We start from the raw sequence: 26,576 nt of genomic DNA, 5'->3' as shown, positions 1-26,576 counted from the left end.
GTCATGCTCCTTGGCGGGGCGGTTCAGCGGGCTGGGGACTTGCGGCGCGTGCGTGCTTCTCGCTTCAGCGGGCCGCCGACCGGACACACTTCGGCTGCCCAGGAAAACAGCGTGTTGGCCAAGCGGTCGGGCACCTGCCGGAAGTAGACGAACTGGCCGCGCTTCTCGCGTTCGATCAGGCCGGCTTCCTCGAGGATGCGCAGGTGGCTGGACAGCGCCGGCTTGCTGAAGTCGAAGCGTTCGGCCAGCTCGCCCGCGCTCAGCTCACCGGCGCTGAGATAGGCCAGGATCTGGCGGCGGGCGGTGGAGGCGAGGGCTTCGAAGATACGGTCCATGGCGAGCTAATTAACTAATTCGTTAACTGATACTCCTCCCGCCAGCGCCGGCTGTCAAGCCATGACCCGTTGCGCGTGGCGCCCGGGCTTTGCCATCCTCCCTGCTGTTTTCCGTAGCGTGGAATCCCGATGCGTCCTGTGTTCTGGCTGGCTTTGGCCCTGCTGCCCACCCTGGCGGTGGCGCAACCTGCGCGTACTGCAAAGGCCAAGGCCCCTGCGCAGGATCCCTTCAGCGAGCTGTTCGATACTGCCTGCATGCAGCACATCGGTGCCCCGGCGCGGTTGCAGTCGCTGATGGAATCCAATGGGCTGTCGCCGTTGCAGCCCGCCGAAGCCGCGACGCTGTTGCAGGGGCAATCGGGCGTGGCCTGGATGGTGCCTCTGGCCAGTGGCCGCTATGCGGTGAGCTGGGCTGACGATGGCACGTGTACGGTCTACGCCGAAAAGGCCGACGCGGCGGTCGTGCAGAAGGGATTCGCCCGGTTGGTGCAGGCCGCACCGAAGCCGTTGCAGGTGCGGTCGCTGCCAGGGCGTGGGCCACTGTCGGCCGATCAGGTGGCCATCCAGTACGGCTGGGCCACGCCGGGGCAGGGCAAGCTGCAGGTGCGATTCCGCCTGGTCACACGGCAGGCGGCCGAAGCCGGCGTGCAGGCGATGGCCTCGGCGGCCCCGGGCGAAGCGATGCTGGCGCAGGGCGCGCCTGGGCCCTGAAGGGCCCACGCTCGCGATTCAGCCTTTCACGCGGCAAGTGGTATATCGTTTATCGATAAATTCACCCGGGGCGGCGAGGCCACCCCAATGCCGGAGGCCGCTTGACCGCTCGTCCCGCCCGCGCCAGACCCGCGCGAGGCTTGTTCACCCTGGCCCAGGCCGCCGTACAGGCGGTGCGGGCGATGTGCTGGCTGGGCATCCTGGCCGCACTGCTGGCCGTGCCGCTGGTCGCCCACGACCGCAGCTGGCTGCTCGACAGCATCCACGACGCTGATGCCGCTGCCGTGCATGGCAGCGACCTGTTCCTGCATTTCTGCCTGGGCCTGGGCGCGATCGTCGCGCTGCTGGTGCTGTGCCTGATGTTCCTGCGCCACCTGCTGCGGCTGTTGAAGTCGGCGGCGCGCGAGCGGCCGTTCACCCACGCCAATGCACAGCGCCTGCAGCGCATGGCCTGGCTGATGCTGTCGATGGAGGTGCTGTCGATCCTGATCGGCGCCTACGCCGCCTGGATGGGCCCGGACTTCACCTGGATGGAGGTGGGCGGCGGCATGTCGATCACCGGTCTGGTCGCGGTGCTGATGCTGTTCGTGCTGGCACGCGTATTTGCCGTGGGTGCGGCAATGCGCGATGACCTCGACGGTGTCATCTGATGGCGATTGTCATCACCCTGGACCGCATGCTGCAGGAACGGGGCATGACCCTGTCCGAGCTGGCCGGGCGCATCGACATCACCCTGGCCAACCTGTCGATCCTGAAAACCGGCAAGGCGCGCGCCATCCGCTTTTCCACACTTGATGCGATCTGCCGTGAGCTGCAGTGCACGCCCGGTGACCTGCTCGGGCATGACCCGGCGCAGGCGCAGGAGGCTGACTGAGTGTTTCCCCTTTTCCCTTACCTACTGACGAAACGGACCTGAAATGGAATGGTTGGCTGACCCCTCGATATGGATGGGCCTTGCAACCCTGGTCGTGCTGGAGATCGTTCTCGGCATCGACAACCTGGTGTTCATCGCGATCCTGGCCGACAAACTGCCGCCGCACCAGCGCGACCGCGCGCGGGTGATCGGCCTGGCGCTGGCCCTGCTGATGCGGCTGGTGCTGCTGGCGGCGCTGGCCTGGATCATGAAGTTGACCGAGCCGCTGCTCACGCTGTTCGACCACAGCTTCTCCGGGCGTGACCTGATCCTGCTGGGCGGTGGTCTGTTCCTGCTGTTCAAGGGCACGATGGAACTGCACGAGCGGCTGGAGGGCCGCGAGCATCACGAGGATGGCAAGAAGGTCTACGCCAGCTTCGCGATGGTGGTGGCACAGATCGTGGTGCTCGACGCGGTGTTCTCGCTGGACTCGGTGATCACCGCGGTCGGCATGGTCGACAACCTGGGCGTGATGTATGCCGCGGTGACCATCGCGATGGTGCTGATGCTGGTGGCCAGCAAGCCGCTGACCCGCTTCGTCAACAAGCATCCTACGGTGGTCGTGCTGTGCCTGGGCTTCCTGTTGATGATCGGTTTCAGCCTGGTGGCCGAAGGCCTGGGCTACAAGATCCCGAAGGGTTATCTGTACGCGGCGATCGCCTTCTCGATCCTGGTTGAAGCCTTCAACCAGTGGGTGCGCTTCAATCGCGAGCGCAACGAGCGTCGCCAACCGTTCCGCCAGCGTACCGCCGACGCCGTGCTGCGCATGCTGGGCGCGCGCCCGGCCAATGGCCACGACGACGAAAACGCTGACGAACACGTCGATGCCGAAGAGCGGTTGCAGCCGGCCGAGCACGAGATGATCCGCAGCGTGCTGGGCCTGGCTGATCGCCCGGTGTCGAGCGTGATGACCGTGCGTGCCGACGTGCAGTGGATCGACCTGGCACGTGGGCAGGAGGATGTGGTGGCACGCCTGGTGGCATCGCCGCACACCCGCCTGCTGGTGGGTGATGGCGACCTGGACAGCCTGCGCGGCGTGGTGCAGAGCCGCGACCTTCTGGCCGACCTGCTGCAGGGCAGGCCGCTGCAACTGGAGGGCAACCTGCGCGAGCCGCAGTACGTGCTGTCCAGCGCCAGCGCACTGCAGGCGCTGGAACTGATCCGCCAGCACCCGGTGCCGTTGGCGGTGGCGGTGGACGAGTACGGCAGTGTGGAAGGCCTGGTGACCGCCAACGATCTGCTGGCGGCCATTGCCGGTGACCTGGTCGACACCCAGGACGAGCGCTATGGCGTGGAGGCGAAGGGCGAGAACCAGTGGGAGGCCGACGGTGCGCTGACCCTGGACGACCTGCAGCGCCTGGCCGGCGTGTCGCTGCCGCGCAGTGCCGACTACATGACCATCTCCGGACTGGTACTGGAGCAGTTGGGTCGCCTGCCGGACATCGGTGACACGGTGGAGATTGCGGATGTACGCATCACCGTACTGGCAATGGAGAAGCGTCGCATCGCCCGCCTGCGGGTGGAACGCATCGGGCTTTCGTAGAGTCGAGCCATGCTCGACTGGCCCTCTGTAGAGTCGAGCCATGCTCGACTGCTTCCTGAGCAGCCGGGTACGGGCCCGGCTCTACACAACACTGCCGGCAACCGTCACCATGGCGGGCCCGCTTTCTTTCCAGGATGGTTGCAGTGCTGAGTACGATCGGTTTGTTGATGGGCCTGTATGTGGCCTGGCGCCTGTTCTGGCCACTGCGCATGCCCATCTGGATGAAGGTCGTGCTGTCGCTGCTGCTGGTGAGCGTTGCCGTGCAGCTGCGCATCGTCGCCATGTTCTGGGGCACGATGGCCTCGCCGGAAATCCCGAAGCTGGCCATCGCCTTGTTGGCCACGGGTTCGACTGCCGTACTGCTGCTGGCGCTGTTCCTGCTGGTGCTGGACGCGGGCCTGTTGGTGTCGCGCATCCTGCGCAGGCCACGTGCTGTATCGGCGTTGCGCGCGCCGAAGCTGCGCCCGGCGGCGGGTGTGCTGGCGCTGCTGGTCAGCGCCTATGGCGTCAGCCAGGGAATGGCGGTGCCCAAGCCCAGGCAGATCGAGGTGAGCATCGCCGGGTTGCCGGCCGGGTTCGACGGCTATCGCGTGCTGCAGCTGACCGACATCCATGCCAGCCGCCTGCTGACTGGCGACTGGGTGCGCAGGGTGGTGGACGAGAGCAACGCACTGACGCCGGACCTGATCGTGATCACTGGCGATCTGATCGACGGCAGTGTCGAGGCCCGTCGCGACGACGCGCGTCCGTTGGCCGACCTGCAGGCGCCGGATGGCGTCATTGCCATCACCGGCAATCACGAGTACTACGCGCAGTACCAAGAGTGGATGCAGGCGTTCCGCGCACTGCACATGCAGGTGCTGGAGAACAGCTACCTGCAGGTGCGGCGCGGCGATGCGGCGCTGACCATTGCCGGCGTCACCGATCCGGTGGCCGCACGCTACGGTCTGCCGCTGCCGGACCTGGAGGCCGCGCTGGCTGGCGCCGATCCGGGCGCGCCGGTGATCCTGCTCGACCATCGCCCGCGCAACGCACGCGAGGCTGCCGCGCGTGGGGTGAAGCTGCAGCTGTCCGGGCATACACATGGCGGCCAGATCATTGGCATGGACCAGCTGGTGAAGCGCGCCAATGGCGGTTATGTGTCCGGGCGTTACGAGGTGGATGGCATGACACTGTACGTGAGCAATGGTGCTGGCCTGTGGGCCGGTTTCCCGGCACGCATCGGCGTTCCTTCGGAGATCACCCTGATCACCCTGCGCCGCGCCCCGTGACCCCTGACAAACCACAGGGAAGGAACCATGTCCCATCCCCGCGCACCCATGGAACGACTGATCCGCGCCAATGCGGACGAGATCAATCGGCTGCGCCAAGCCATCCGCGAAGCCGCTGGCGCGCGCTGGCGTGGCCCGGAAGAAATGCAGCGGCACACAGCAGCCTGCGCGGAATACAACCAGCGCTATGAACAGCTTGCTTTCCCGGGTGGCTACGCCAACGCGCTGAAGAAACTGGCTGAGCAGGATCCGAACACGGTGGATGTCGTGCTGACCTTCCTTGAGGTGCGCCCGTACTTCTTCCGTTCCGGATACATGTGGAAGACGCTGCTGAAGCGCGTGCAGCGGGTGCCGATGGGCGCGAAACAGCAGGCCCGGATGCAGAAGATCCTCGATGCCTACGCCGCTTACAGGGCGGCAAGCCAGCACACCGGGTAGCTCCACGCCATGCGTGGAGGTCGCGCAGCACCCAGCGTCCCAGCCGGCCCCGGATCGGCGATCATCTGCACTGGGTTCTGAAACCAGGAAACACGCAATGCAGGGAGCGCATCATTCAATCCGGCGTCCGCGCCACGTCGCGCTGCTGGTTGGTCTGCTCGCGCTGGCGGCATGCCAGCGCACAACGGATGCGCCGACCGGAGCACCCGCAGCGGGCACACCGCTTGCCGCCCCGGCCATGGCAGAAGACCTCTCTCCGCTGCTCGATGCGCTGCCGAGCTGCGCGCTGGACGGCTGGTACATCGACGTTCAGACCGATCGTCCGGCCCATCCCTGGCTGGCCGCGAATGCGCCGAAGCCCTGCAAGGTGGACGAAGAGAATGAGATCGCCACGTTCTGCACGGGTGGGCAATGGAAAGGATTGCCGGTGGAAGAGGTGATCCTGCCGACGATGACCTTCGTCTCGTTCCGTGGGGCCAGGATTGCCTTGCCGTTGGAGAAGGCGCGTTCAATCGCCCGCCAGCACCTGGGGCAGGACTTCCCGGGTGGCGCGGCTTACGAAGCGGGCCGTGAGCCGAAGCTGTTGGCCGACCCGGAGGATGCGCAGCGTTCGTGGCTGCTGTGCAGCACGCCCGAACCGGGGGACGATGCGGGGAGCAAGGGCAGCGTCAGCTATTCCGGCATGAACCTGCCCTACGACCACGACGGTTGCAGCTACAGCTACAGCCCGGTCGACTTCTGCGATGCGCGGCACCGGGCCGCCATTGAAGAAGCTCTCCAGCATCAGAAGCCCAATTTCAACCAGCACTATCTGCTGGTACAGGTCGATGATCGTCCCGAGTACTTCCAGCGCACGCTGGTGCTGGTCGACACCCGCACCGGACGCGCCACGCCATTGCCGATCGATGCCTTCACCGGCCCGGCGGGGAAGGGCGGAGACGCCACCGGCTACGGGACCCTGGAAACGGGTGTGGACCAGCAACAGTTCTGCCTTGATGGTGCGTTGCTGGTCTACCGCGTGTTCGAGGAAGGACGCTTCTGCTTCGGCTTTGACGGTGAGCGATTCACCGGCCATGAAACCCAGTACATGCAGGCGACGGACAGCCGATGACCGGTATTTCACCCCGGCCATGACATCCTGCCCCGAACCTGCGCAACCGGGATCGAGGCTGTTGAAGGCGAACACGCAATGACTGCCGAGCGGCAGCGCTCGATGTGGGTGGCCGGCCTGTCCACGGTGGTGGAGTGGTACGACTTCACCTTGTACCTGTACTTCGCCACGGTGCTGTCGCGGGTGTTCTTCGGTGGTGGCAAGGAGGCGATGCTGGTGACCCTGGCCGGGTTCGCGGTGTCCTATCTGATGCGTCCACTGGGTGCGCTGTGCTTCGGCCACCTGGGTGACCGGCTGGGCCGGCGCTGGATGCTGCTGGCGTCGATGGCCTTGATGGCGGTAGCGATGCTGGCTACTGCGCTGCTGCCGACTGCGGCCACCGCAGGTGCCACGGCGGGAGTGCTGCTGCTGGTGCTGCGCTGCGTGATGGCGTTCTCGGTAGGCGGCGAATACACCGGCGTGGTGGCGTACCTGCTGGAAAGCGCGCCGGTGCGGCGACGCGGGCTGGTGACCTCGCTCGCTTCGGCGGCCAGTGAAGTGGGGGCGCTGCTGGCAGTGGCGATCTCCGCGCTTACGGTTGCGCTGCTGCCCACCGCGCAGCTGGACAGCTGGGGCTGGCGCATTCCGTTCTTCTTCGGTGCCGCGCTGGCACTGGTGATCCTGGTCGCGCGCTCGGGCATGCACGAATCGCCGGAGTTCGAACGCCAGCGTCGCGAGGGCAGTATTCCGGCTACGCCGCTTCGCCACGTATTGCGTAACCACCCGCTGGCGGTAGCGCGCACGTTTGCGATTTCGGCGCTGGGATCGATCACTTATTACGTCGGCATCACCTATGTGCCGGCATTCCTGCATGCGCAGGGTCATGACGAAGGTGATGCACTGTGGCTGTCGACGATTGCGGCAGTGGCGGTCATTGCGATCACGCCGTTGTGTGGCGCCTTGTCCGACCGCGTCGGGCGACGGCCGATGCTGTTGGGCCTGACTCTGCTGGCGGCGCTGCTGCCGCTGTCCCTGTTCGCGTGGATGGCACAGGCGACGGCGCTGGGCATCGCGCTGGCGGCGGTGCTGCTGGCCTGTGTAGCCGGTGGAGTGAGCGCGGTGGCGGCCCCGGCTACGGCCGAGCAGTTCCCGGGCGAGGGCCGGGTCAGCGGGTTGGCACTGGGGGTGACCATGGCCACCGCCTTCTTCGGCGGGGCAACGCCATGGCTGGCGCAATGGTGGGTGGAGCGCAGCGGCTGGGCAGCGGCGCCGGGCGCGATGATCGCGCTGGTGGCGGTGCTGGTGCTGCCGGTGCTGTGGACCCTGCCCGAGACGGTCCCGGGCAGGGCCAGGCGCTAGCGGGTCAGACCTTCAGGGTCTGCTCGATGTCGGCCAGTACCGCGGCCGCATCCACGCCGATGGCAATCGACTGCACCACGTGGCCATCCCACACGCTGGGACCGAACGCCAGGCCTTCCGGCTTGGGAATGGTCATGCCGCGGGCGACACCGTCGGTGGCCACGCGCACGCTGGCGCGCTCGAACTGGAACAGCTCCGGGCGGGTCAGCGCGATGCACGCGCAGCAGTCGTGCACGACCATGCCCTTGTGGCCGGCCTGCAGGTAGAAGTCCACGTAGTCCTGCGACAGCGCACGCACCAGCTCGGCGTCGGCACCGCCGATGGCAGCCAGCGTGTCCAGGCCGTCACGGTCCATTTCCACGCGGGTGGTCACGTCCAGACCGATCGCAGTAACCGGCCAGCTGGCGGTGAACACCACGTCGGCGGCTTCGGCGTCGCCCCAGATATTGGCCTCGGCGGCCGGAGTGATGTTGCCGTTGACGTGGAAAGCGCCACCCATGATCACCACGCCGCGCACCAGGCCGGCGATGTCCGGGGCCTGCTGCAGGGCCAGGGCCAGGTTGGTCATGCGACCGACCGCGACCAGGGTCACTTCGCCCGGATGTGCGCGGACCAGGTCGATGATCAGCTGGTGGGCCGGGCGCGCATCGGCGGCCACGTCCAGGCTGGCCGGCACCGGGTGGTTGCCCAGGCCGTTGTGGCCATGGATGTGCACCGGCCAGGCTTCCGGGGTGGCTTCCGGCTGCAGCGGGCCGCCGGCACCGCGCGCGACCGGAGCGGCAAAGCCCCAGGCCTGCTTCAGGTACAGCGCATTGTGCGTGGTCGACTCCACCGAGGCATTGCCGAAGGTGGTGGTGACGCCGATCAGGTCGATCTGGGCGTGCTTGTGCAGGTACAGCAGGGCCAGGGCGTCGTCGACGCCCGGGTCGGTATCGAAAATGACTTTCAGCATGTTGTTGTTCTTCTTCTTCCGTGTGGTGCGGGGGGCGCCGGCGGCCCGGAGGCAGACCGGCGCGCCCTACATTGTCCCATCTTCATGACAGGCAGGGCCATTGCCGGGGTGGCAGGCCATAATGCCCCCAGTCCAGGCATGGAGTCGCCGAATGCTGATCGTTACCCTTCTGCTGGTCCTGCTGGTGCTGGGCCTGAACGTGTTGGCTACCGTGGTGATCGTCAGGCGCGATGGCCTGTCGGCCGGGGGGCGGGCGGTGCAGCTGCTGCTGGTCTGGCTGCTGCCGCTGGTCGGCGCGATCCTGTGCATGGCGGTGGCCACGGCCGATGGCTCACCCGCGCGGAGCGATGGCAGTGGCGGTGGGCCCGCCGATTTCTCCGGCGGCTATTCCGGGGACAGCCACAGTCATCACAGCTACAGCAGCTCCGACTGTGGAAGCGACGGCGGCAGCAGTGACGGTGGTGGTGGCAGCTGCAGCGATTGAGGTCTCTGTAGAGTCGAGCCATGCTCGACTGCACTTCGCTCCAACGCCTCGGTGCCTGATCGAAAGGCAGTCGAGCATGGCTCGACTCTACAGAACAGCGGTTGGCTGCGGCCGGTAGTGCCGGCCGCTGGCCGGCAACCTCAACAGCTCAGCCGCCGCCTTCGGTCGGCAACGGCGCCGGTACGTTCAGCAGCCCGCCTGCCGCCACATAGGCGGCCAGTGCCTGGCCCTGGCTCAGCAGATGGCGTTCCATGGTGCGTTCGGCAGCCTGCGCGTCGCGGCGGCGGAAGCATTCCATCAGCTCGCGGTGTTCGGCCAACGACTGCGCGGTGCGACCCGGGGTCAGCAGCTGACGGCCACGATGCATCTTCAGGATGCGGTGCAGGTCGTGGGTGATGCGGATCAGCCACGGGTTGCCCGCGTAATGCTGCACGGTTTCGTGGATCAGGTAGTTGTTGCGGTAGTACTCGGCGATGTTGCCCTCGGCCGCCGCTGCTTCCATCGCTGCATGCAGGTCTTCCAGCTGCTGCACGCCGGCGTCGTCGATGTGCTTCACCGCCTCATGCGCGCAACGGCCTTCCAGCATCGCCATCACCGGGAACAGCTGGTTGAGGTCTTCCAGCGTCAACCGGGTGACCCGGCTGCCACGACCGGCATCGATCTGCACCAGGCCTTCGGCGGCCAGCAGCTTCAGCGCCTCGCGCAGGGGCGTGCGGCTGATGCCCAGTTCTTCGCACAGCGCGGGCTCGTCGATCCATTCTCCCGGCGGCAGCCGGTAATCGTAGATGCGCTCGCGCACGTGTTCGGCCACCTCTTCGTACAGGGGTGCGCGCTTCTTCGGTGACCGCGGGGCAGGGGCAATGGCCATGGTGGAAGTGTACCGCCAGGTAGTGCCGGCCGCTGGCCGGCAACCCATGATCGCTGGATGGCTTCATGAGAGTGCCGGCCAGCGGTCGGCACTACCGCTGGGCGGTTACATCCAGCCCGGCACCACGAACACCAGCCAGGCCAGCAGCGGTCCGAGCGCAACCACCAGGCCGCTGTAGACCAGGAAGCGGCGGAACAGGGTCTCGCGCTCCTCCTTCGCGGCCGAGGCCACCACCAGTGCGCCATTGGTCGAGAACGGGCTGACATCGACGATGGTGGATGACACCGCCAGCGCGCAGATCACGCCGGCGGCGCTGAGGTGGCCCTGCATCAGGAACGGCACCGCCAATGGGATCGTCGCGCCGAGTACCGCTGCCGACGAAGCGAATGCGGAGACGATGCCGCCGACGTAGCAGACCAGCAGCGCACCGAGCAGCGGGATGCCGATGTCGGACACACCGTTGCCGATGAAGTCCACCGCGCCGGCATGTTCCAGCACGCCGATGTAGGTCACCACGCCGCAGATCAGCAGCACGGTGGACCAGCTGATGCCATCGACCGCACCCTTCTGGCTCTGCGGGGACAACAGCGCCAGCGCCACCGCCACGGTGATCGAGACCAGGCCGACGTTGAGGTTGTAGATCAGCGCGGCCACGCCCAGGCCGAGCAGGCCGATCAGGGTGAACAACCGCTCGCGGGTCAGGTTCACCGCATCCAGTGCCACCGGATCATTGCTGAGCGTGCCGCCGCCTGCCGCGACCAGCGCGCCATGACCTTCGATCGCGAACTGGCGCGACGACGCCTGCGGGCCACCGGCCATCGCCAGCTCGGCATTGCCGAGTGTTCCTGCTGCGGTGATCGAGCCACGGCGCAGCAGGGCGATGCCACCAAAGGCGAAGAAACAGATCGTCGCCATCATGAAGTTGAAGCCCAGACTGGTCAGGAACACCGCCATCTCGGTCACTTCCAGCCCGGCTTTCTGCACCACGCCATTGGTGATGCTGCCGTACACGCTGATCGGCGAGAAGCCGCCCGCCTGCGCACCATGGATGACCAGCAGGCCCATCATCAGTGGATTGATGTTGTACTGCTTGGCAAAGCGCAGCGCGACCGGGCCGATGATCGCGACCGCCGCCGGGCCCAGTGCACCGAACGCAGTGAGGACCGCGGTGATCACGAACATCACCCACGGAATGGCCACGATATGGCCGCGCACCGCTTTCACTGCCCAGTGCACCAGCAGGTCGATGGTGCCGTTCTTCTGCGCGATGGCGAACAGATAGGTAATGCCGACCAGGGTCAGGAACAGATCGCCGGGAAAGCCGGCCAGGACCTCCTTGCCGCCCATGTCGACCCACAGCCCGCCGATGATGAAGGCCAGCGCGAAGGCGACGGCACCCATGTTGATCGGCATCGCGGTGGCGACGATGAACATGATCACCAGACCGATGATCGTTGCGATTTGTGGACTCATGCGCCCTCCCAGACACGTGACTCACGTACAGCGCGGATGGAGACCCGCCATCCCGGGGTAAGGCGACGTACTGCGTGTTGCGTGATACGTACTGCTCGAACCCGTTACTGCAGCCGCTCCAGCGCGCTGCGGACCCACGCCGCGGCGCCTTCAAGGCTCTGGAACTCTTCCACCGCGCGTACCTCGCAGCACGGATAGGCCGGCGCGACCATGCGCGCCAATGCGTTGCCCGGGCCCAGCTGCAGGAACACCCGCGCGCCACGCTCGAAGGCCTGGCGCATCACCTGCGCCCATTCGATGGTCTGCGCGAGCTGCGCCGACAGCGTGTGGACTGCCGTTGCGCGATCCCGCACCGGTCGCGCATCGATGCCGGCCAGCAGCGGCAGGCGTGGGGCCTGCAGTGGCGAGGCGTCGAGTGCGGCAGCGAACGGTGCGACCGCCGCTGCCAGCAACGGTGTGTGTGCAGGCACGTGCACCGGCAGTGGACGGATGTCCGCACCCTGCGGCCGCGCGGCATCGGCCAGCCGCTGCAATGAGGCGTGCGTGCCGCCCACGATGAAATGGTCCTGCCCGTTGGCGATGGCCACGTGCGCTCCGTGCAGATCGCACAGCGGCTGCAGTACATGGCGTTCTAGGCCAAGCACTGCCTGCAGGCCTGCATCGGCGGGGCTGGCACTGTCCATCAACAGCGCGCGCTGCGCAGCCAGGGCAAGGCAGGTGGCCGCATCGACGCCGCCGGCGATGGCATGTGCGGCCAGCTCGCCGATGCTGTAACCCGCGATCACCGTCGGCGTTGGCAATACCTCGCGCAGGCCCTGCCAATGCGCCAGGCTTGCTGCGCACAGCAGTGGTTGCGCCCGCACATTGTCGAAGCGGTCGTCGGCCGCCGCAGCGGCGAATACATCGCGGCCGAGCAGTTCGCTCGTGGCATCGAGCACCGGCCGCGCGGCAGCCAGATCGCGCACGCGATCGAACATCGCCGCGTGCTGCGCGCCTTGGCCAGGGCAGAGCAGGGCCAGGCTCATGCCTGCTCCTGCTGCAGCAGGAACACGCTGCAGGCCAACAGGTCTGCGCTGCCGCCCGGGCTCAGCCGGCGCATGACGAAGCCGTCACCGATGCGACGCAGATGTACCTGCCAGTCCGGCGCGAAGGTGCCACCGGCGTCCAGGAAGGTGCGTGCCTGCCGCTGGGCCCAGCGCAGGCCGTCGGCGCCGCCACGGTGCAGCAGGTTGAGGTCATCCACGCACGCGATCAGCTGCATCAGGGTCTGGCACATCGCGGCCTCGCGCGGCAGGCCGCTGGCCACTGCGTGGCGCAGGGCAGGCAGTGCCACTTCGCGCAGCAGCGGGTAGCCGGCGGCCGCTTGTTCGCGCACACCTTGCACGCCGTGCCGTGCACGCGCGCGCTGGCCAGGGCTGTTCGCATCCAGAGGCGCGTCGGCGAGCTCGGGCGCCCAACGGCGCACTTCCTGGCAGACCTGCTCGGCTGCGGCGACACGGCCCGCGCGGCCCCAGCAGGCAGCGGACGCGGCCACCAGCAGGCCAAGGCTGAAGATCGCACCGCGATGGGTGTTGATGCCCGCAGTGGCGTGCAGCATCGATATCTCGGCGGCGATGCCATGCCGGCGCAGCGTCTGGAACGGCGCCGCGCCGGCACCGGCGTCGGCCACGGCGATGAAATAGTGGCGCAACGCGAACAGGCTGCGCAGGAAGGTGCCGGCATCCATGTCGTGGTGGCTGCCGCGATCGAACGGTGTAACCAGTCCCGGTTTGGGGGCAAGGGCCAGTTCGGCGTGCAGGCTGGCGATGGCAAGGCGCCCCAGGCGCGCGCTGTCCACCGCCGGGGTGGACCGGGCGACGCGCTTCACGACGGCGTTCATGCGACAACTCCAGTGGCGTTGAACAAGGCCTCGCGCAGTTCCAGAGCGGCACCATCAATGCGTTTGACCAGTACTTCGCGGCTGCGACCGGCGTATTCGCGCCAGTTCACCGCGCCACCATCCACCAGGCACAGTTCGCCATCCACGCGATGCCCATAGGCGCTTTCCCAGTGCTGCAGGCGTTCGGCCAGCAGGTCGGCCTGGCGCGCGTCATCCACCTGCCACAGCAGGTCGATGTCCGAGCGCGGGTGCACATAGGGCAGTCCGGTGAGGTGCTGCCATGCGAAGGCGCCGAATACGCGGGCTGGTGCAAGCCGCAGCATTGCCTGCAACGCCGCCTGCCAATCCGCCGGAACGCCGCCGGCGAGAACGTGATCCAAGGCAGGGGGAGGCTGCAGCTGCTGGACGTCCTGCAGGGCCACGCGCAGCGCCAGCCGTTGCTTGCCTTCGCTTGGCGGTAGCGGTACCCCCAGGCGCAGCCGAGGGTCGGGGTCGTCCGCCGCACAGCGCGCCACCATGGCCGGCAGGCCCTGCGCGAACCACGCTGCCAGGCGTGGTTCCTGTGCAGTCACGTCAGCCCGCCAGTCGGCATCGGCCGACAGCCAGGCCAGCGTGTGGCGGGCGGGCCGCTCAGGCATCGCCGTGGGCCACCGCAGATGAAACCCCTGCCGCCAGGGCACGACCGCCGCGCTGTGCGCCGCGTGCGGCACGCAGGTCGCCTTCGGCGGGCGTGCGCAGCGCCTGCAGCAGGTGCTGGGCAAGATCCCCCTCCCACAGCGATTCCACCGCACCCATCGCCACGTAGTTCTCCACGCCCGGCGCGAACACCGGCGAGCTCTGGCTGAGTGCCTGCAGTTTCTCCAGCGGTTGCTTGGTCACCCGCGCCATCGCGCGCAGGTCCATCACCCGCACCTGTGCATCGGGCAGGGCGTGGATGTGGTCGGCCATCAGGCCGAATGAGAGGAAGCCGCCACTGACGGATTCACCATAGACCAGCGTGACAAGCCGCGCGCCACGCCGACGCGCGAGATCCAGCGTCTGTGCCAGATGCGCGAAACAGCCGTTGATGCCAAGCAGTTCGTCGCGCCGCGCCAGGCGCTGGCCAGCGGTGTCCACCAGCATCACGATCGGTCGCTGTGGAAGCGCGGCGGTGCTGGCAAGCACGGTTTCGGCCAGTGCCAATGCGTGGTCCACGCCGACTTCGAGTTTGTCAGCGGTACCGATCACGGTCACCTCGCCATCCTCGGTGGTGGCGCTACCGGTCAGCACCGAATCGTTCACCGCAATGGCATGCCCATGCGGGAACAGGGCATCGAGCAGGGTCTGCAGCGGCATGCTCATGGCAGGCTCCGGTCGGCGGTGGCGATGAGGAACGCATCGGTGTCGAGCAGCGGCAGTCGCTCGGGGGCAGTGATACCCAGCCGCGCCCAGATCTCCAGGCCATCGCGGCAATCGCCCCAGGCCTGCACGCGCGCCTTCAGTGCCGCATGGCGTTCCTGCAGCGCGGCCAGTGCAGTATCTGGATCGGTGCTGCTGGTATCGGGCTGCAGCGCATTGCTGGCAGCCTGCGCGAACGCCTCGATGGCATCGGGCACCAGCACCTGTGCCTGGTCGATCAGGTAGCGGTGCTTGCCTCCCGTTACGCGCCAGACCAGCGCACGATCGCGGGAATCGAACTCTTCCACACCACGCACGGTCTCGATTACTTCCGGCCCGGACAGTGACAGCCGGCCTTCCTCGGACATGACCACCGTGCTGCAGCAGCGGGCGACGATGCCCATGCCACCGAATGCGCCGTTGCCGCTGCCGATCAGCGCCACCACCGGCACGCCTGCAGCGCGCGCATCCAGCGTGGCGCGCATGATCTCGGAAATGGCGATGAGCCCTGCATTGGCTTCGTGCAGGCGCACGCCACCGGTATCGAGCAGCAGCAGCACACCGTCAGGTCGGGTTTCCGCTGCACGGTGCAGCAGCCCGGTCAACTTGGCGCCGTGCACCTCGCCCACGCCACCGCCCATGAATTCACCCTGCTGTGCGGCCAGCAGCACGCGTCGGCCGCGCAGTGTGGCTTCGCCGACAACGATGCCGTCGTCGAACGCCGCGGGCTGGTCGAGCTGTGCCAGGTGCGGGCTCATCATCCGCCGCGCCGGGCCGAGGAATTCACGGAACGAGCCGGCGTCGGCCAGGCCGGCGATGCGCTCGCGTGCATCGGCTTCGTAGTAACTGTGGCGCTGCGTCCGGCTCATCGTGGATCTCCAGCAAGCAGGGTTTCCACTGCCTGGTCCAGGCGCAGGCTGACCACCGCCGGGGTCGCACCGGCATCGTTGATCGAGACGCGTACATCGCGCAGTGGATGGCGCTGTGCGAAATCACCGATCACCGCCTCCCAGACGCGGCCAAAGCCCTGCGCGGCGGTGATGATGCGCACCGTCATCGCGCCGTCCAGTGCGGCCGGTTCCAGCAGGATTTCCAGGTTGCCCGAGGCCAGTACGCCGACCAGCACTGCATCGCGCGGAAACTGCACCGCCGTGTGTCCTTCGAATCGATAGTCGAGGGTTTCCATGCTCAGCCCCTTACCAGTTGCGGAAGCGCTTGGGCGGGTCGTACAGGCCGCCGGACCAGCGCACCAGGTCCTTCACCGAACGCGCCGCAAGCAGGTCACGGCTGGCATCGCGCACGGAGATGCCGAGGTCATCGGGACGGCGGATCACGCCGCGGTCGCGCAGGTTCTCCACCATCGCGCGGTCGCGCCCCATGCCCACGGCGGTATAGCCGGACACGCCGCGGATCGCCTGTTCGCGCTCTTCAGGGGTGCGGCACAGCAGCAGGTTGGCGATGCCTTCTTCGGTCAGTACATGGCTGACGTCGTCGCCATAGATCATCACCGGTGGCAGCGGCATGTCCGCGCGCTCGGCCAGCTCCCAGGCGTCCAGCCGATCGACGAAGGCCGGTGCCATGTGTTCGCGGAAGGTTTCCACCATCTGCACCACCAACTTGCGGCCACGCGGCATCTCACCGGGGCGTGCGGCCTGCTGGCCGGCCTTGACCCAGGCCTCGCTGGCATGGCGGCGACCACGTGCATCGGAGCCCATGTTCGGTGCGCCACCGAAGCCTGCGATGCGGTCGCGCGTGGCGGTGGAGCTGTTGCCCTGCAGGTCGATCTGCAGGGTGGAACCGATGAACATGTCGCAGGCATACAGGCCGGCGGTCTGAGAGAACGCGCGGTTGGAGCGCATCGAGCCATCGGCACCGGTGAAGAACACATCGCTGCGTGCGGCGATGTACTTCTCCATGCCCAGTTCGGAACCGAACGAATGCACCGATTTGACGAAGCCCGATTCGATCGCCGGAATCAGTGCGGGGTGTGGATTGAGCGCCCAGTGCTGGCAGATCTTTCCCTTCAGCCCGAGCGATTCGGCGTAGGTCGGCAGCAGCAGCTCGATGGCCGCGGTGTCGAAGCCGATGCCATGGTTGAGGCGGTTCACGCCGTACTCGGCGTAGATGCCCTTGATCGCCATCATCGCCATCAGCACCTGGATCTCGGAGATCTGCGCCGGGTCGCGGGTGAACAGCGGCTCGATGTGGTTCGGCTTCGGCGCCTGCACCACGAAGTTGACCCAGTCAGCAGGGATGTCGACGCGGGGGAGGGTGTCGACGATCTCGTTGACCTGGGCGATGACGATGCCGCCACCGAACGCGGTGGCCTCGACGATGACCGGGGTGTCTTCGGTGTTGGGGCCGGTATAGAGGTTGCCGTGGCGATCGGCGGCCTGCGCGGCGACCAGCGCTACGCGGGGCGTGAGGTCGATGAAGTAGCGGCCGAACAGTTCCAGGTAGGTGTGGATGGCACCGATCTGGATGCGCCCTTCGGCCACCAGGTTGGCCAGCCGCACCGATTGCGGGCCGGAGAACGAGAAGTCCAGTTTCGAGGCGATGCCGCGTTCGAACACATCCAGGTGCGAGGGCAGCGACAGCACCGACTGCACCATGTGCAGGTCATGCACCCGCGCGGGATCGAGGTCAGCCAGGCACTGGGCGAGGAAGTCGGCCTGCTTCTGGTTGTTGCCTTCCAGGCAGACCTTGTCGCCCGGCTCCAGCAGTGCGTGCAGCAGCTCGCCCACGTCGGTGGCGGCGACCTCACGTCCCCGGGCCCACGGCGCGGCACGTTCCAGGCGGGCCTGGCGGCTGCGTTCCAACGTATCCCAGCTCGGGTTCATCGACCGGCTTCCGATTGGTGTCGACGTAATTACGGCATAATTACAGTCGGGCATGCAACCCGCACTGCAGCAAAAAGCAGGGCCCGCGCGAAGGCGGGCCCATTCAGGTAGGTCACGACCGTGGGTCGTGGCGGAGGGCGTGCCGACCAACGGTCGGCACCCACCAGGCACCCACCGGTTCGCGGGCCCCTCAGAACTTCCAGCGCAGGCTGGCCGACACGAAGCGCGGTTCGCCGTAGTTGTTGTAGTCCAGATTCGCCCAGTAGGTCTTGTCCAGTGCGTTGCGCACGCTCAGCGTTGCCGTCCAGTTGTCGCTGATGCGGTAGTTGGCGTTGAACTGCACCAGCATGTAGGCCGGCTGGTTCACCGTCACCGTGCCGCCCAGCGGGTAGGCGATGTTGTAGCCCTGCACCTTGCTCTGCCACTGCACGCCACCGCCAACGCTCAGGCGTTCCAGCGCACCGCGCAGCTGCAGCTGGGTGTTGAGCTGCAACAGATCCTTCGGCGGGTTGGCGTACAGCAGATCGGTGGCGGCGCGGGTGACCTTGACGTGGGTGTAGCCGGCATTGACCGTCCAGCCCGGCAGGATCTCGCCATTGACGTCCATCTCCCAACCGCGCGCCTTGGTGCCGTTGACGCCGACGTAGGCGGAGGTGCCATCGCTCAGCGAACCCTCCGGCACGCCCATGTCACGCACCGCGTAGTTGTCCTGCTTGGCTTCGAACACGGCGGCATTGGCGGTCAGGCGGCCATCGAACCACTGCGTCTTGATGCCCGCTTCCAGGTTCGAGCCCTGTACTGGCGCCAGCAGGTTCTCGTTGCGGTCCTTGAAGTTCTGCGGGTTGAAGATCTCGGTGTAGCTGGCGTACGCCGAGACGTTCGGCGTGATGTCGTAGACCAGGCCCACGTACGGGGTGACTTCATCACTCACCTTGTATGCACCGCTGGTGCCGGTGTAGGCGCCTGCGGCGTTGTAGGAGCGGCTGAGGGTTTCCCAGCGGCTCAGGCGTGCGCCGGCAATCAGCGACAGCGGATCGGCCAGGCGCAGGCGGGTGGCCAGATAGACGCCACTCTGTGTGGTCTTGGCCACGCGGCGCGCGCCGGTACGGCGGTAGGTGACCTCGGAGATGTCGCCGTTCCAGCTGTACACGTTGGGAATGTAGTAGCAGCGTTCGCCGCCGCAGCGTGCCCAATCGTTCGGGAAGTTCAGCGCCAGGGTGTTGGTGGTGCCTTCCAGGTCCGACCACTGTGCGCCGAGGGTCACATCGTGGTCGCGGCCGAACAGATCGAGGCTGCCGGTCAGGTAAGCATCGACGTTGCGCCGGGTGTCCTTCGAATCACCGGCGGCCGCGCGCAGGAAGATGCCCGAGCCGGTCACCGGGTCCGGGTTGCCGGTGCCGTACAGGCGCACATTCTGCACGTTGCCGCGGGTGTAGGCGGTGTTGATCTTCAGCAGCCAGTTGTCGCCGAAGCGCTGTTCCAGGTTGGCGAAGGCAGTGTTGCTCTCGCGCTTCCAGTAGCTCCACTTCGGCGACAGGTTGGTCGAGCGCGGCAGGTGCGCGAAATTGCCCTGGTTGTCGAAGAACGGCACGGTGCCCCAGGTCGAGCCGGTCGGATTGTTGTCCTGGCTCTGGTAACCGAGGGTGATCGTGGTGCTGTCGGTGACGTCGGCTTCCAGCACCGCCATGCCGGCCATCTTGTTCTCGTCGTAGCGGTCGTAGTACAGGCCACGATCGGTATAGGCGGCGACCACGCGGCTGCGGAAACGGCCGTCATCGGTCAGCGGCGCGGTCACGTCCGCCTCCATGCGCCGATAGTCCCAGCTACCGGCGCTGACCGCGAACGAGGCATCGAACTCCTTGCCCGGGCGCTTGCGCAGCAGGTTGACGGTGGCCGACGGCACGCCGGCGCCGCTGAGCAGGCCGTTGGCACCGCGGATCACTTCGATGCGGTCGTAGAAGGCGGTGTCGTATTCCTGGTTGGTCGAACCGCTGTAGGTCGGGATGCCGTCGACCTGGAAGTCAGTGATGGCGAAGCCGCGTGCGTAGTACAGCGGGCGCTGGGTGTCATAGAAGGAGACGCTGACGCCGGTGACGTTGCGCATCACGTCGTTGATGCTGAACAGCGATTCGTCCTGCAGGCGCTTCAGGCTGATCGCAGTGGCCGACTGCGGGGTTTCCTGCAGTGTGATCGGCAGGCGGGTGGTGCTGGATGGCGGAGCGGACTGCTCGGCACGGACGCTGACCCGGTCCAGGGTCTTGGCATCGGATGCATCGGCGGCGGCCTCGGCGAACGCCGGAGACGCGACCAGCGCGAGCGAAGAGAGCAGGGCAGCCGGCAGCAGCGCACGGCGGGGCAGGCGGTTACGGAACGTCAGGGACATGGTGGGTTCGAAGCTCGGAGACGGGAAGGGGGCGGCAACAGTCGTCCAGCACCCGGGGCGGCGGCTTCGGGCACATCAGGTCCATCTGGGAGGGGCGCGGTCACTGCGCAGGACGCAAATGTAAATAATTCTTAACAACATTACAATTCGCGTCATTGTGCATAGGATTCCCGGCGCCGGGCATCGCTTTCTGCAGCAGGGAGCGGCCCAAACGCGAACGGCCACCCGAAGGTGGCCATCCGTGTCTGCTGCAGGGAATCTGCCAGGCTTACAGCGCCTGCAGTTCCTCGTTGGCGTTGCGCTTTTCCTTGGCCGGCGCCGGAACGGCTGCCGGCACCACCGCAGGAGCGGGCGATGCCGCGTCCGCATCCACCGGCACCTCCAGGTACGGCAGGCGCAGGGTCTGGCTGGTCAGCGTGCGGATCTCGTTGACCAGCGCGGCGTTGTCGTTGAGCTTGCGCCCGTACGACGGCACGATCTCGCGCAGGCGGGTTTCCCAGCCGGCCTTCATCTGGTCCGGGAAGGCCTTGGCCATCAGGTCCAGCATGATCGGCGGCGAGGTCGATGCACCCGGCGAGGCACCGAGCAGGGCGGCGATGGTGTGGTCCTTGTCGGTCACGATCTCGGTACCGAACTGCAGCACCGGGCCCTTCAGCGGATCACGCTTGATGATCTGCACGCGCTGGCCGGCGGTGACCAGCTTCCAGTCGCCCGGCTTGGCATTGGGGAAGTACTTGACCAGTTCGGCCTGGCGATCGGCATCGTTCAGGCGTGCCTGGGCCATCAGGTACTGCACCAGGTCCAGGTTGTCCTTGCCCACTTCCAGCATCGGGCCAACGTTGTTGTGGGTGACCGAGGAGTACAGGTCCCACCACGAGCCGTGCTTGAGGAACTTGGTGCTGTACAGCGCGAACGGCCCGAACAGGACCACCGGCTTGCCGTCCAGCTTGCGCGCATCCAGGTGCGGCACCGACATCGGCGGCGAACCGGTTTCGGCCATGCCGTAGGCCTTCACACCGTGGCGCGAGGTCACGTCCTGGCCCTGGAAGGCGAGGAACTGGCCACCGACCGGGAAGCCGGCGTAGTCCTTCGATTCCGGAATGCCGGACATCTGCAGCAGCTTCAGCGCGGCGCCACCGGCACCGATGAACACGAAGCGGGCGTGGGTGGTGGACTCGGTTCCGGCCTTGAGGTCCTTCACGGTCACGTTCCAGCTCTTGTCAGCGTTCTGCCGCAGCGCGCTCACTTCGTGGTTCAGGTGCAGGCTGAAGTTCGGGCTGCGCTGCAGGCCGGTGGTCAGCTGGCGGGTGATCACTCCGAAGTTGACGTCGGTGCCCAGCGGCATCCAGGTCGCGGCGACCTTCTGCTTCGGGTCACGGCCTTCCATCAGCAGCGGTGCCCACTGCTTGATCTGTGCCGGATCCTCGGAGTACTGCATGCCGTAGAACAGCGGATTTTTCACCAGGGCCTGCTGGCGCTTGTGCAGGTAGGCGATGTTGTCATCGCCCCAGACGAAGCTCATGTGCGGGGTCGGGTTGATGAAGTCGCTGGGCTGGCTCAGCCGGCCTTCCTTCACCTGGTGCGACCAGAACTGGCGCGAGACCTCGAACGATTCGGCGATGCCAACCGCACGCTTGGTCTCGATGCTGCCGTCGGGCAGTTCCGGGGTGTAGTTCAGTTCGGCGAAGGCCGAGTGGCCCGTGCCGGCGTTGTTCCAGCCGTCGGAGCTTTCACCGGCGACGCCGTCGAGGCGTTCGTAGACCTGGATGTTCCAGTCCGGCTGCAGTTCCTGCAGGTAGGTGGCCAGGGTGATGCTCATGATGCCGGCGCCGACCAGCACAACGTCGACGGGCTTGTCGTTGCTGGCGGCGGGCACCGAGCGCTGGGTCAGCGGCCAGTACAGGAACAGCGCGGCGGCCAGCAACAGCAGCACGAGCAGGGCGAGCAGGGCCTTGCCAAATTTCTTCATGGGGGCGGGATCGTTGGCGGAGGGGAAGGGGTCAGGATGCGCGTGGGGCAGGGAAAGGGCGTGAAGAAACAACGCCTTGCGCCATCCATCCGCGATTCTAACCGGATCCGGTCCGTTTTTGATGCAACGCAGCATCCGACGTTTCGCGGCCCCGTCACGTGAGCGGCGGGCCCAAGCCTGGCGATCGTAGCCCCAGTAGCGCCAGGCCATGCCTGGCGACGCCTTCAATCAGACCAGCTCCAGAATCTCGTCACCGGCCTCATCGATCTCCCCGGTCGGGCGCCAGCCCAGGCGCCGGTAGAAGCCATGCGAGCGCGAACGCGGGTCGGCCGAGCACGCCAGGAACAGCCGGGTATGGCCCGCATCGCGGGTCAGGCTGACCACTTCCTGCAGCAGCTGCCGACCGACGCCACGGCCTTCGTAGTCCGGCAGCAGGGCCAGCACCAGCACTTCGCCGCTGTCGCGGTCGGCGAAGCAGTAACCGGCCATGCGCTCCCCTTCCCAGGCGACGCGGCCGATCGAATCGCCCTGGGCGATGCCGGCCGCCCAGCTTTCCGGCGTGATGCCCAGCTCCGCCAACTGCGCGGCACTGAAGGCGTTCTCGCGGGTGCGCCCGCGCAGGTCGATGCAGGCGGCGGCATCTTCGGGGCGCGCATCGCGGACGAATACAGGCATGCAGGGCATCCTTGCAGTGATCGGCCGACCAGTATCCGCATCACGCATGGACCCGGTGTGGAGACTTCGTGGAGATTGGATGGAGCAAAAAGGGGACGGAGGGGATTAAGTCGTCTTTGCCCAGAATGTCGTATGGGCCTTAAACGACTTAATCCCCTCCGTCCCCTTTTTTGCAGGGCTGCCTCAGCGCTTGCGCCGCACCAGCGCTGATGAGGCGTCCAGCACGGCGCGGGTCAGCAGGGCCATGGTCTGCACGTCACCCTTCCAGTGCTGCCAGTACAGCGGCACGTCTTCCCACGCGCGCTGGCGTACGTAGACCAGGCGGCCGGCGTCCAGGTGCCGCTTGACCAGCGGCAGCGGGTTCATGGTCCAGCCCATGCCGCCCAGGTTGGCCTGCACAAAGGCGCGGGTGGAGGGAATCCACCAGGTCGGTGCGGTGCTGGGCAGGTCGTCGCCGGCCATGCGCCGGGCAAAGCGCGATTGCATTTCGTCCTTGCGGTTGAACACCAGCACCGGCGCCTGCGCCAGCGCCTGCGCGGTCACGCCCTTGGCAAAATGGCGTTCGCGGAATTCGGGGGTACAGGTGGCGGCGTAGCGGATGCTGCCCAGCGCGTGGATCTGGCAGCCCTGCACCGGCTCGTCCAGTGTGGTCACCGCGCCCAGCACGGTGCCCTGGCGCAGCAGTTCGACGGTGTGGTCCTGGTCCTCCACGCGCAGGTCCAGGGTGGTGCCCGTGCTCTGTGCGAACTGCGAGGCGGCCTGCGGGAACCAGGTTTCCAGGCTGTCGTGGTTCACCGCCACCGGAATGCTGGCCTGCGGCAGGTCCTCGTCGGCCAGGCCCATCCGGTGCAGGGCATCGTGCTCGAGCAGGGCGGTCTGCTCGGCCAGCTGCACCAGCACCTGGCCCTCGGCGGTGGCGGTGGCCGGGGTGCCGCGCTTGACCAACAGGCGACCGACCCGATCCTCCAGTGCCTTGACCCGCTGCGAGATGGCCGAGGGCGTGACATTCAGCGACTGCGCGGCGCGGTCGAAGCTGCCTTCGCGGATCACTGCGGCGAGGGCGCGCAGCTGGGCATGGTCGATACGCATCGAATTAAGTTCCGCTAATGTTGGTTTAGGAAGTTTAGCTCGTCTTTTTCATGTTGCGGCGCGACAATGGCGCCCGTTCCGGTGCTGTCCGCCTTCGCGAGGCACCGTCCCCCCAAGCAAGCAAAGGCAGTGAATCCCATGTTCTCGGTCATCTCCGCCAGCACCGGCCTCGGTGCCTGGTTCTCTGGTGCAGCTACCGGCATCGGCCTGTTCGCCGTGGTCGGGGCCCAGAGCGCCTTCATTCTGCGCCAGGGCATCCTGCGCAAGCACATCGTGCCGGTGGTTGCCACCTGTGCGGCCATCGATGCGATCTTCATCTTTGCCAGCGTGGCTGGCCTGCGCACGCTCACTTCGGCGCTGCCGTGGCTGACCACCGCCGTGCTGTGGACGGGCGTGGCGTTCCTGGCCTGGTACGCCATGAAGTCGGCACGCCGTGCGATTGCCGGTGGCGGCGGCATGGGCGAGGCTGACAGCGACGACGGCAGCCGCCGCGCGGTGCTGATGGCCGCGGTCGGCTTCTCGCTGATCAACCCGCACTTCTGGCTGGACATGATGGTGATCGGCTCGATCGCCGAGAACTTCGGCAACGCCCGCATGGCCTTCGCCGCCGGTGTGGTGACTGCCAGCTGCCTGTGGCTGACCGCGCAGGGCCTGGGCGCACGCCTGCTGGCGCCGCTGTTCACCAAGCCCAGTACCTGGCGCGTGCTCGACGGCACCATCGCCGTGATCCTCAGCATCCTGGCCCTTACGTTGGCGGTGCGCGGGGTCCACTGACCCGGCGCACGCCCCCCGAACCCACGTCCTGACTCTCTCTCCAAGGTAGTGGTAACGACGGCACCGGCAACGGTGCCGTCGTTTTTTCTGCCGATGTGGCGCGGCAAACGGTCACGTGCCTAGAATCGTGCATCCGGACAGGGTGTCCGGTTTTCCATGGGGGAAGGATGCGCAGGATTGTGCTGGCTGTACTGTTGGGCGCGGTTGTGGGTGGGGCATCGGCCGCAACGCTGGACCTGGATCGCTATCTGCGGCAGGAGTCGTTTACCGACATCAAGATTTCACCAGGGGGCGAGTACATCGCCGCGACGGTTCCGCTGGAGGCGGGAACCGCATTGGCGATCTACCGCATTGCCGACATGAAGATGGTCGGCAGCTTCCGCCCGCCCCGCAACGATCACGCCCACACCTTCGACTGGGTCAGCAACGAGCGGCTGCTGGTGGGCATGGCACAGAAGTTGGGCGTGCTGGACCGGCCGACGCCGACCGGTGAACTGTTCGGTATCAATGCCAACGGCAAGGGCGGCGAGCTGCTGGTGGGGTACCGGGTTGCCGACCAGAGCCTGGGCACCAACATCAAGGTCAAGCCGGCAGGCCTGGTGGCCGCCTACCTCAGTGATGAGCTCAAGGACGATGACCGCAACGCGCTGGTGACGGTGATCCCGCTGGTCGGCAGTTCGCATGCGCAGGTCGAGCGCATGGACGTGATCACCGGTCGCCGCAACGCCGTGGCGCGCGCTCCCATTCCCGATGCGGACTTCACGACCGATGAGCAGGGCGAGGTGCGTTTCGCACGCGCTGTCGTTACCGATGGCACGCAGAAGCTCTACTACCGCACGGGCAGCAACAGCGACTGGGTCCTGCTCAATGATGAATCCCTGAGCAAGCGCATCGAGGCGCCGCTCGGCTTCTCGGCCGATGGTCGCCTGGCGTACCTGCAGGTCGAGCAGGCAGATGGACCTGATGCCATTGTCAGCTGGGACCCCCAGAGCAATGAACGACGCACCGTGCTGCGCGATGGGAGTGCCGACCCGGCGCGCATCATCCGGCGCCCCGGCAGCCGCGTGCCGGTCGGGGCCCTGTTCCTTGGCAGTGCGCCGCGAACGGCATTCTTCGATGACGCCTCGGACGACGCTCGCCTGTACCGCAGCCTCGAAGCCGGCCTGGGCGGAGCGGTCTACATCACCTCCAGCACGCGCGATGGCAAGACGGTGCTGGTGGAAACCTGGTCAGGCAGCAATCCGGGCGATTTCTATCTCTATGACACGGTTGGCAAGAGTGCACGGCACCTGATCAGCCGCAGCGACTGGATCGACCCCGCGCTGGCGGCGGAGGTGCGTCCGATCAGCCTGACGGCGCGTGATGGGCGTCCGCTGCATGGCTTCCTTACCGTCCCGCATGGCCGCGAGGCCCGTGCGCTGCCGATGGTGGTGGTGCCGCACGGAGGTCCGATCGGTGTTGCCGACCAGGGCGCCTATGACACCGAGACACAGATGCTGGCGGCGGCAGGTTACGCGGTACTGCAGGTGAATTTCCGCGGCTCTTCCGGCTATGGCCGGGCCCACATGCAGGCCGCGCGAAAGCAATGGGGGCTGTCGATGCAGGATGACGTCACCGATGCCACGCGCTGGGCGATCGAACAGGGCGTGGCCGACAAGAACCGCATCTGCATCTATGGGGCCAGTTACGGTGCCTATGCGGCGATGATGGGGGCGGTGCGCGAACCGGGCCTGTACCAGTGCGCGGCCGGCTACGTCGGCATCTACGACCTGCCGTTGATGTACGCCCGCGGAGACATCCAGAGCGACGAGTCAGGCCTGGCCTACCTGCGGAACTGGCTGGGATCGCCCAAGGATCTTGCAGAGCGTTCCCCGGTGAATCTGGCCGCGCAGGTGCGGGTGCCGGTATTCCTGGCCGCGGGTGGCCAGGATCAACGTGCGCCGATCGTGCACAGCGAACGCATGGAAGCTGCGTTGAAGAAGGCCGGCACGCCGGTGGAAACCCTGTACGTCAAGAATGAAGGGCATGGTTTCTATTCCCCTGCCAACCAACGTGCGTACTACAGCAGGTTGCTGGCCTTCCTCTCGCGCAGCCTGGGGGGCCAGGTGGCCGGGCAGGCCGCGCCTGCAGAGAAGAGCAGCGCGCCCTGAACA

The 26,576-nt window shown here is 66.8% G+C and carries 26 protein-coding genes; 11 read left to right on the top strand and 15 right to left on the bottom strand.

Annotated elements, in window-relative coordinates; all coding sequences use genetic code 11:
• Window positions 1-23: 23 nt before the first annotated feature.
• A complete protein-coding gene (locus tag V3B64_RS08915) occupies window positions 24-335 on the bottom strand; it encodes a metalloregulator ArsR/SmtB family transcription factor (RefSeq protein ID WP_329913970.1) in 312 nt (103 codons plus the stop codon).
• A gap of 129 nt (window positions 336-464) precedes the next feature.
• Between V3B64_RS08915 and V3B64_RS08910 the strand changes: the two genes are divergently transcribed.
• The 8 genes from V3B64_RS08910 to V3B64_RS08875 all read left to right on the top strand — a co-directional run bounded on the left by V3B64_RS08910 (window position 465) and on the right by V3B64_RS08875 (window position 7,660).
• A complete protein-coding gene (locus tag V3B64_RS08910; protein ID WP_049398870.1) occupies window positions 465-1,046 on the top strand; it encodes a hypothetical protein in 582 nt (193 codons plus the stop codon).
• A 182-nt stretch (window positions 1,047-1,228) separates the two neighbouring features.
• Window positions 1,229-1,696 (top strand): DUF2975 domain-containing protein, encoded by a 468-nt coding sequence (locus V3B64_RS08905; RefSeq protein ID WP_032127655.1) that lies wholly within the window; start codon window positions 1,229-1,231, stop codon window positions 1,694-1,696.
• A complete protein-coding gene (locus V3B64_RS08900; RefSeq protein ID WP_032127628.1) occupies window positions 1,696-1,920 on the top strand; it encodes a helix-turn-helix transcriptional regulator in 225 nt (74 codons plus the stop codon). The genes V3B64_RS08905 and V3B64_RS08900 overlap by 1 nt, the downstream gene beginning before the upstream one ends.
• Before the next feature lie 43 nt (window positions 1,921-1,963).
• Window positions 1,964-3,502, top strand: a complete 1,539-nt coding sequence (locus V3B64_RS08895; RefSeq protein ID WP_164079583.1) for a TerC family protein — start codon at window positions 1,964-1,966, stop codon at window positions 3,500-3,502.
• A 134-nt stretch (window positions 3,503-3,636) separates the two neighbouring features.
• Window positions 3,637-4,773, top strand: a complete 1,137-nt coding sequence (locus V3B64_RS08890; RefSeq protein WP_329913969.1) for a metallophosphoesterase — start codon at window positions 3,637-3,639, stop codon at window positions 4,771-4,773.
• A gap of 27 nt (window positions 4,774-4,800) precedes the next feature.
• Window positions 4,801-5,211 carry a hypothetical protein gene (locus V3B64_RS08885; protein WP_329913968.1) on the top strand — a complete coding sequence of 137 codons (411 nt, stop codon included), beginning with the start codon at window positions 4,801-4,803 and terminating at the stop codon, window positions 5,209-5,211.
• A gap of 97 nt (window positions 5,212-5,308) precedes the next feature.
• Window positions 5,309-6,322, top strand: a complete 1,014-nt coding sequence (locus V3B64_RS08880; RefSeq protein ID WP_329914012.1) for a hypothetical protein — start codon at window positions 5,309-5,311, stop codon at window positions 6,320-6,322.
• A gap of 78 nt (window positions 6,323-6,400) precedes the next feature.
• Window positions 6,401-7,660, top strand: a complete 1,260-nt coding sequence (locus tag V3B64_RS08875) for an MFS transporter (RefSeq protein WP_329913967.1) — start codon at window positions 6,401-6,403, stop codon at window positions 7,658-7,660.
• Window positions 7,661-7,664: 4 nt separating this feature from the next.
• On the opposite strand, the gene V3B64_RS08870 is transcribed toward V3B64_RS08875, so the two are convergent.
• On the bottom strand, window positions 7,665-8,612 hold the full coding sequence (locus tag V3B64_RS08870; protein WP_032127622.1) for a nucleoside hydrolase: 948 nt from the start codon (window positions 8,610-8,612) through the stop codon (window positions 7,665-7,667).
• Window positions 8,613-8,763: 151 nt separating this feature from the next.
• On the opposite strand from V3B64_RS08870, the gene V3B64_RS08865 reads away from it, so the two are divergent.
• Window positions 8,764-9,096, top strand: a complete 333-nt coding sequence (locus V3B64_RS08865) for a hypothetical protein (RefSeq protein WP_329913966.1) — start codon at window positions 8,764-8,766, stop codon at window positions 9,094-9,096.
• 148 nt (window positions 9,097-9,244) lie between these two features.
• On the opposite strand, the gene V3B64_RS08860 is transcribed toward V3B64_RS08865, so the two are convergent.
• From V3B64_RS08860 to V3B64_RS08800, 13 genes are all read right to left on the bottom strand, one after another.
• Window positions 9,245-9,964 (bottom strand): GntR family transcriptional regulator, encoded by a 720-nt coding sequence (locus V3B64_RS08860; protein WP_012510388.1) that lies wholly within the window; start codon window positions 9,962-9,964, stop codon window positions 9,245-9,247.
• 105 nt (window positions 9,965-10,069) lie between these two features.
• Entirely contained in the window at window positions 10,070-11,437 is a 1,368-nt protein-coding gene (locus V3B64_RS08855; RefSeq protein WP_032127621.1) for an SLC13 family permease, read from the bottom strand.
• Window positions 11,438-11,541: 104 nt separating this feature from the next.
• Complete coding sequence (mdcH, locus tag V3B64_RS08850) at window positions 11,542-12,462, bottom strand: malonate decarboxylase subunit epsilon (protein ID WP_201118385.1); 921 nt, start codon at window positions 12,460-12,462, stop codon at window positions 11,542-11,544.
• Complete coding sequence (gene mdcB, locus V3B64_RS08845; protein WP_329913965.1) at window positions 12,459-13,316, bottom strand: triphosphoribosyl-dephospho-CoA synthase MdcB; 858 nt, start codon at window positions 13,314-13,316, stop codon at window positions 12,459-12,461. The genes mdcH and mdcB overlap by 4 nt, the downstream gene beginning before the upstream one ends.
• On the bottom strand, window positions 13,313-13,954 hold the full coding sequence (gene mdcG / locus V3B64_RS08840; RefSeq protein ID WP_329913964.1) for a malonate decarboxylase holo-[acyl-carrier-protein] synthase: 642 nt from the start codon (window positions 13,952-13,954) through the stop codon (window positions 13,313-13,315). The genes mdcB and mdcG overlap by 4 nt, the downstream gene beginning before the upstream one ends.
• Window positions 13,947-14,651, bottom strand: coding sequence for a biotin-independent malonate decarboxylase subunit gamma (gene mdcE, locus V3B64_RS08835; RefSeq protein WP_180837939.1), 705 nt, complete (start codon window positions 14,649-14,651; stop codon window positions 13,947-13,949). Before mdcE ends, mdcG begins: the two co-directional genes overlap by 8 nt.
• Before the next feature lie 2 nt (window positions 14,652-14,653).
• Complete coding sequence (locus tag V3B64_RS08830) at window positions 14,654-15,562, bottom strand: biotin-independent malonate decarboxylase subunit beta (RefSeq protein ID WP_049422772.1); 909 nt, start codon at window positions 15,560-15,562, stop codon at window positions 14,654-14,656.
• Window positions 15,559-15,879: a malonate decarboxylase acyl carrier protein gene (gene mdcC / locus V3B64_RS08825; protein ID WP_049398883.1), complete on the bottom strand. Its 321-nt coding sequence runs from the start codon at window positions 15,877-15,879 to the stop codon at window positions 15,559-15,561. The genes V3B64_RS08830 and mdcC overlap by 4 nt, the downstream gene beginning before the upstream one ends.
• A 10-nt stretch (window positions 15,880-15,889) precedes the next feature.
• Complete coding sequence (mdcA, locus tag V3B64_RS08820) at window positions 15,890-17,533, bottom strand: malonate decarboxylase subunit alpha (protein ID WP_032127615.1); 1,644 nt, start codon at window positions 17,531-17,533, stop codon at window positions 15,890-15,892.
• A 190-nt stretch (window positions 17,534-17,723) separates the two neighbouring features.
• Window positions 17,724-19,916 (bottom strand): TonB-dependent siderophore receptor, encoded by a 2,193-nt coding sequence (locus V3B64_RS08815; protein WP_329913963.1) that lies wholly within the window; start codon window positions 19,914-19,916, stop codon window positions 17,724-17,726.
• Window positions 19,917-20,184: 268 nt separating this feature from the next.
• Window positions 20,185-21,885 (bottom strand): malate dehydrogenase (quinone), encoded by a 1,701-nt coding sequence (gene mqo / locus V3B64_RS08810; protein WP_121503932.1) that lies wholly within the window; start codon window positions 21,883-21,885, stop codon window positions 20,185-20,187.
• A gap of 228 nt (window positions 21,886-22,113) precedes the next feature.
• Window positions 22,114-22,560: a GNAT family N-acetyltransferase gene (locus tag V3B64_RS08805; protein WP_121503931.1), complete on the bottom strand. Its 447-nt coding sequence runs from the start codon at window positions 22,558-22,560 to the stop codon at window positions 22,114-22,116.
• A 183-nt stretch (window positions 22,561-22,743) separates the two neighbouring features.
• Entirely contained in the window at window positions 22,744-23,649 is a 906-nt protein-coding gene (locus V3B64_RS08800; protein WP_010483397.1) for a LysR family transcriptional regulator ArgP, read from the bottom strand.
• 138 nt (window positions 23,650-23,787) lie between these two features.
• Between V3B64_RS08800 and V3B64_RS08795 the strand changes: the two genes are divergently transcribed.
• Window positions 23,788-24,423: a LysE family transporter gene (locus V3B64_RS08795; RefSeq protein ID WP_005408523.1), complete on the top strand. Its 636-nt coding sequence runs from the start codon at window positions 23,788-23,790 to the stop codon at window positions 24,421-24,423.
• A gap of 167 nt (window positions 24,424-24,590) precedes the next feature.
• A complete protein-coding gene (locus tag V3B64_RS08790) occupies window positions 24,591-26,573 on the top strand; it encodes a S9 family peptidase (RefSeq protein ID WP_197655882.1) in 1,983 nt (660 codons plus the stop codon).
• The last annotated feature ends 3 nt before the right edge of the window (window positions 26,574-26,576 follow it).

It is taken from the genome of Stenotrophomonas sp. SMYL86, assembly GCF_036320025.1.
Classification (GTDB): Bacteria; Pseudomonadota; Gammaproteobacteria; order Xanthomonadales; family Xanthomonadaceae; genus Stenotrophomonas; species Stenotrophomonas maltophilia_A.
Note: the sequence above shows the minus strand (reverse complement) of the source record. Positions and strands in the feature narration are given on the sequence as shown.

What these genes read in the sequence shown, in the direction of transcription:
- V3B64_RS08795 (WP_005408523.1), top strand. Translation starts at nt 23,788, where the DNA reads ATGTTCTCGGTCATCTCCGCCAGCACCGGCCTCGGTGCCTGGTTCTCT.
- V3B64_RS08870 (WP_032127622.1), bottom strand. Translation starts at nt 8,612, where the DNA reads ATGCTGAAAGTCATTTTCGATACCGACCCGGGCGTCGACGACGCCCTG.
- mdcB (WP_329913965.1), bottom strand. Translation starts at nt 13,316, where the DNA reads ATGAACGCCGTCGTGAAGCGCGTCGCCCGGTCCACCCCGGCGGTGGAC.
- V3B64_RS08885 (WP_329913968.1), top strand. Translation starts at nt 4,801, where the DNA reads ATGTCCCATCCCCGCGCACCCATGGAACGACTGATCCGCGCCAATGCG.
- V3B64_RS08910 (WP_049398870.1), top strand. Translation starts at nt 465, where the DNA reads ATGCGTCCTGTGTTCTGGCTGGCTTTGGCCCTGCTGCCCACCCTGGCG.
- mdcH (WP_201118385.1), bottom strand. Translation starts at nt 12,462, where the DNA reads ATGAGCCTGGCCCTGCTCTGCCCTGGCCAAGGCGCGCAGCACGCGGCG.
- mdcG (WP_329913964.1), bottom strand. Translation starts at nt 13,954, where the DNA reads ATGCCTGAGCGGCCCGCCCGCCACACGCTGGCCTGGCTGTCGGCCGAT.
- V3B64_RS08880 (WP_329914012.1), top strand. Translation starts at nt 5,309, where the DNA reads ATGCAGGGAGCGCATCATTCAATCCGGCGTCCGCGCCACGTCGCGCTG.
- mdcC (WP_049398883.1), bottom strand. Translation starts at nt 15,879, where the DNA reads ATGGAAACCCTCGACTATCGATTCGAAGGACACACGGCGGTGCAGTTT.
- V3B64_RS08900 (WP_032127628.1), top strand. Translation starts at nt 1,696, where the DNA reads ATGGCGATTGTCATCACCCTGGACCGCATGCTGCAGGAACGGGGCATG.
- V3B64_RS08905 (WP_032127655.1), top strand. Translation starts at nt 1,229, where the DNA reads ATGTGCTGGCTGGGCATCCTGGCCGCACTGCTGGCCGTGCCGCTGGTC.
- V3B64_RS08890 (WP_329913969.1), top strand. Translation starts at nt 3,637, where the DNA reads ATGGTTGCAGTGCTGAGTACGATCGGTTTGTTGATGGGCCTGTATGTG.
- mqo (WP_121503932.1), bottom strand. Translation starts at nt 21,885, where the DNA reads ATGAAGAAATTTGGCAAGGCCCTGCTCGCCCTGCTCGTGCTGCTGTTG.
- mdcE (WP_180837939.1), bottom strand. Translation starts at nt 14,651, where the DNA reads ATGCCGCTGCAGACCCTGCTCGATGCCCTGTTCCCGCATGGGCATGCC.
- V3B64_RS08805 (WP_121503931.1), bottom strand. Translation starts at nt 22,560, where the DNA reads ATGCCTGTATTCGTCCGCGATGCGCGCCCCGAAGATGCCGCCGCCTGC.
- V3B64_RS08875 (WP_329913967.1), top strand. Translation starts at nt 6,401, where the DNA reads ATGACTGCCGAGCGGCAGCGCTCGATGTGGGTGGCCGGCCTGTCCACG.
- mdcA (WP_032127615.1), bottom strand. Translation starts at nt 17,533, where the DNA reads ATGAACCCGAGCTGGGATACGTTGGAACGCAGCCGCCAGGCCCGCCTG.
- V3B64_RS08855 (WP_032127621.1), bottom strand. Translation starts at nt 11,437, where the DNA reads ATGAGTCCACAAATCGCAACGATCATCGGTCTGGTGATCATGTTCATC.
- V3B64_RS08915 (WP_329913970.1), bottom strand. Translation starts at nt 335, where the DNA reads ATGGACCGTATCTTCGAAGCCCTCGCCTCCACCGCCCGCCGCCAGATC.
- V3B64_RS08800 (WP_010483397.1), bottom strand. Translation starts at nt 23,649, where the DNA reads ATGCGTATCGACCATGCCCAGCTGCGCGCCCTCGCCGCAGTGATCCGC.
- V3B64_RS08830 (WP_049422772.1), bottom strand. Translation starts at nt 15,562, where the DNA reads ATGAGCCGGACGCAGCGCCACAGTTACTACGAAGCCGATGCACGCGAG.
- V3B64_RS08865 (WP_329913966.1), top strand. Translation starts at nt 8,764, where the DNA reads ATGCTGATCGTTACCCTTCTGCTGGTCCTGCTGGTGCTGGGCCTGAAC.
- V3B64_RS08815 (WP_329913963.1), bottom strand. Translation starts at nt 19,916, where the DNA reads ATGTCCCTGACGTTCCGTAACCGCCTGCCCCGCCGTGCGCTGCTGCCG.
- V3B64_RS08790 (WP_197655882.1), top strand. Translation starts at nt 24,591, where the DNA reads ATGCGCAGGATTGTGCTGGCTGTACTGTTGGGCGCGGTTGTGGGTGGG.
- V3B64_RS08860 (WP_012510388.1), bottom strand. Translation starts at nt 9,964, where the DNA reads ATGGCCATTGCCCCTGCCCCGCGGTCACCGAAGAAGCGCGCACCCCTG.
- V3B64_RS08895 (WP_164079583.1), top strand. Translation starts at nt 1,964, where the DNA reads ATGGAATGGTTGGCTGACCCCTCGATATGGATGGGCCTTGCAACCCTG.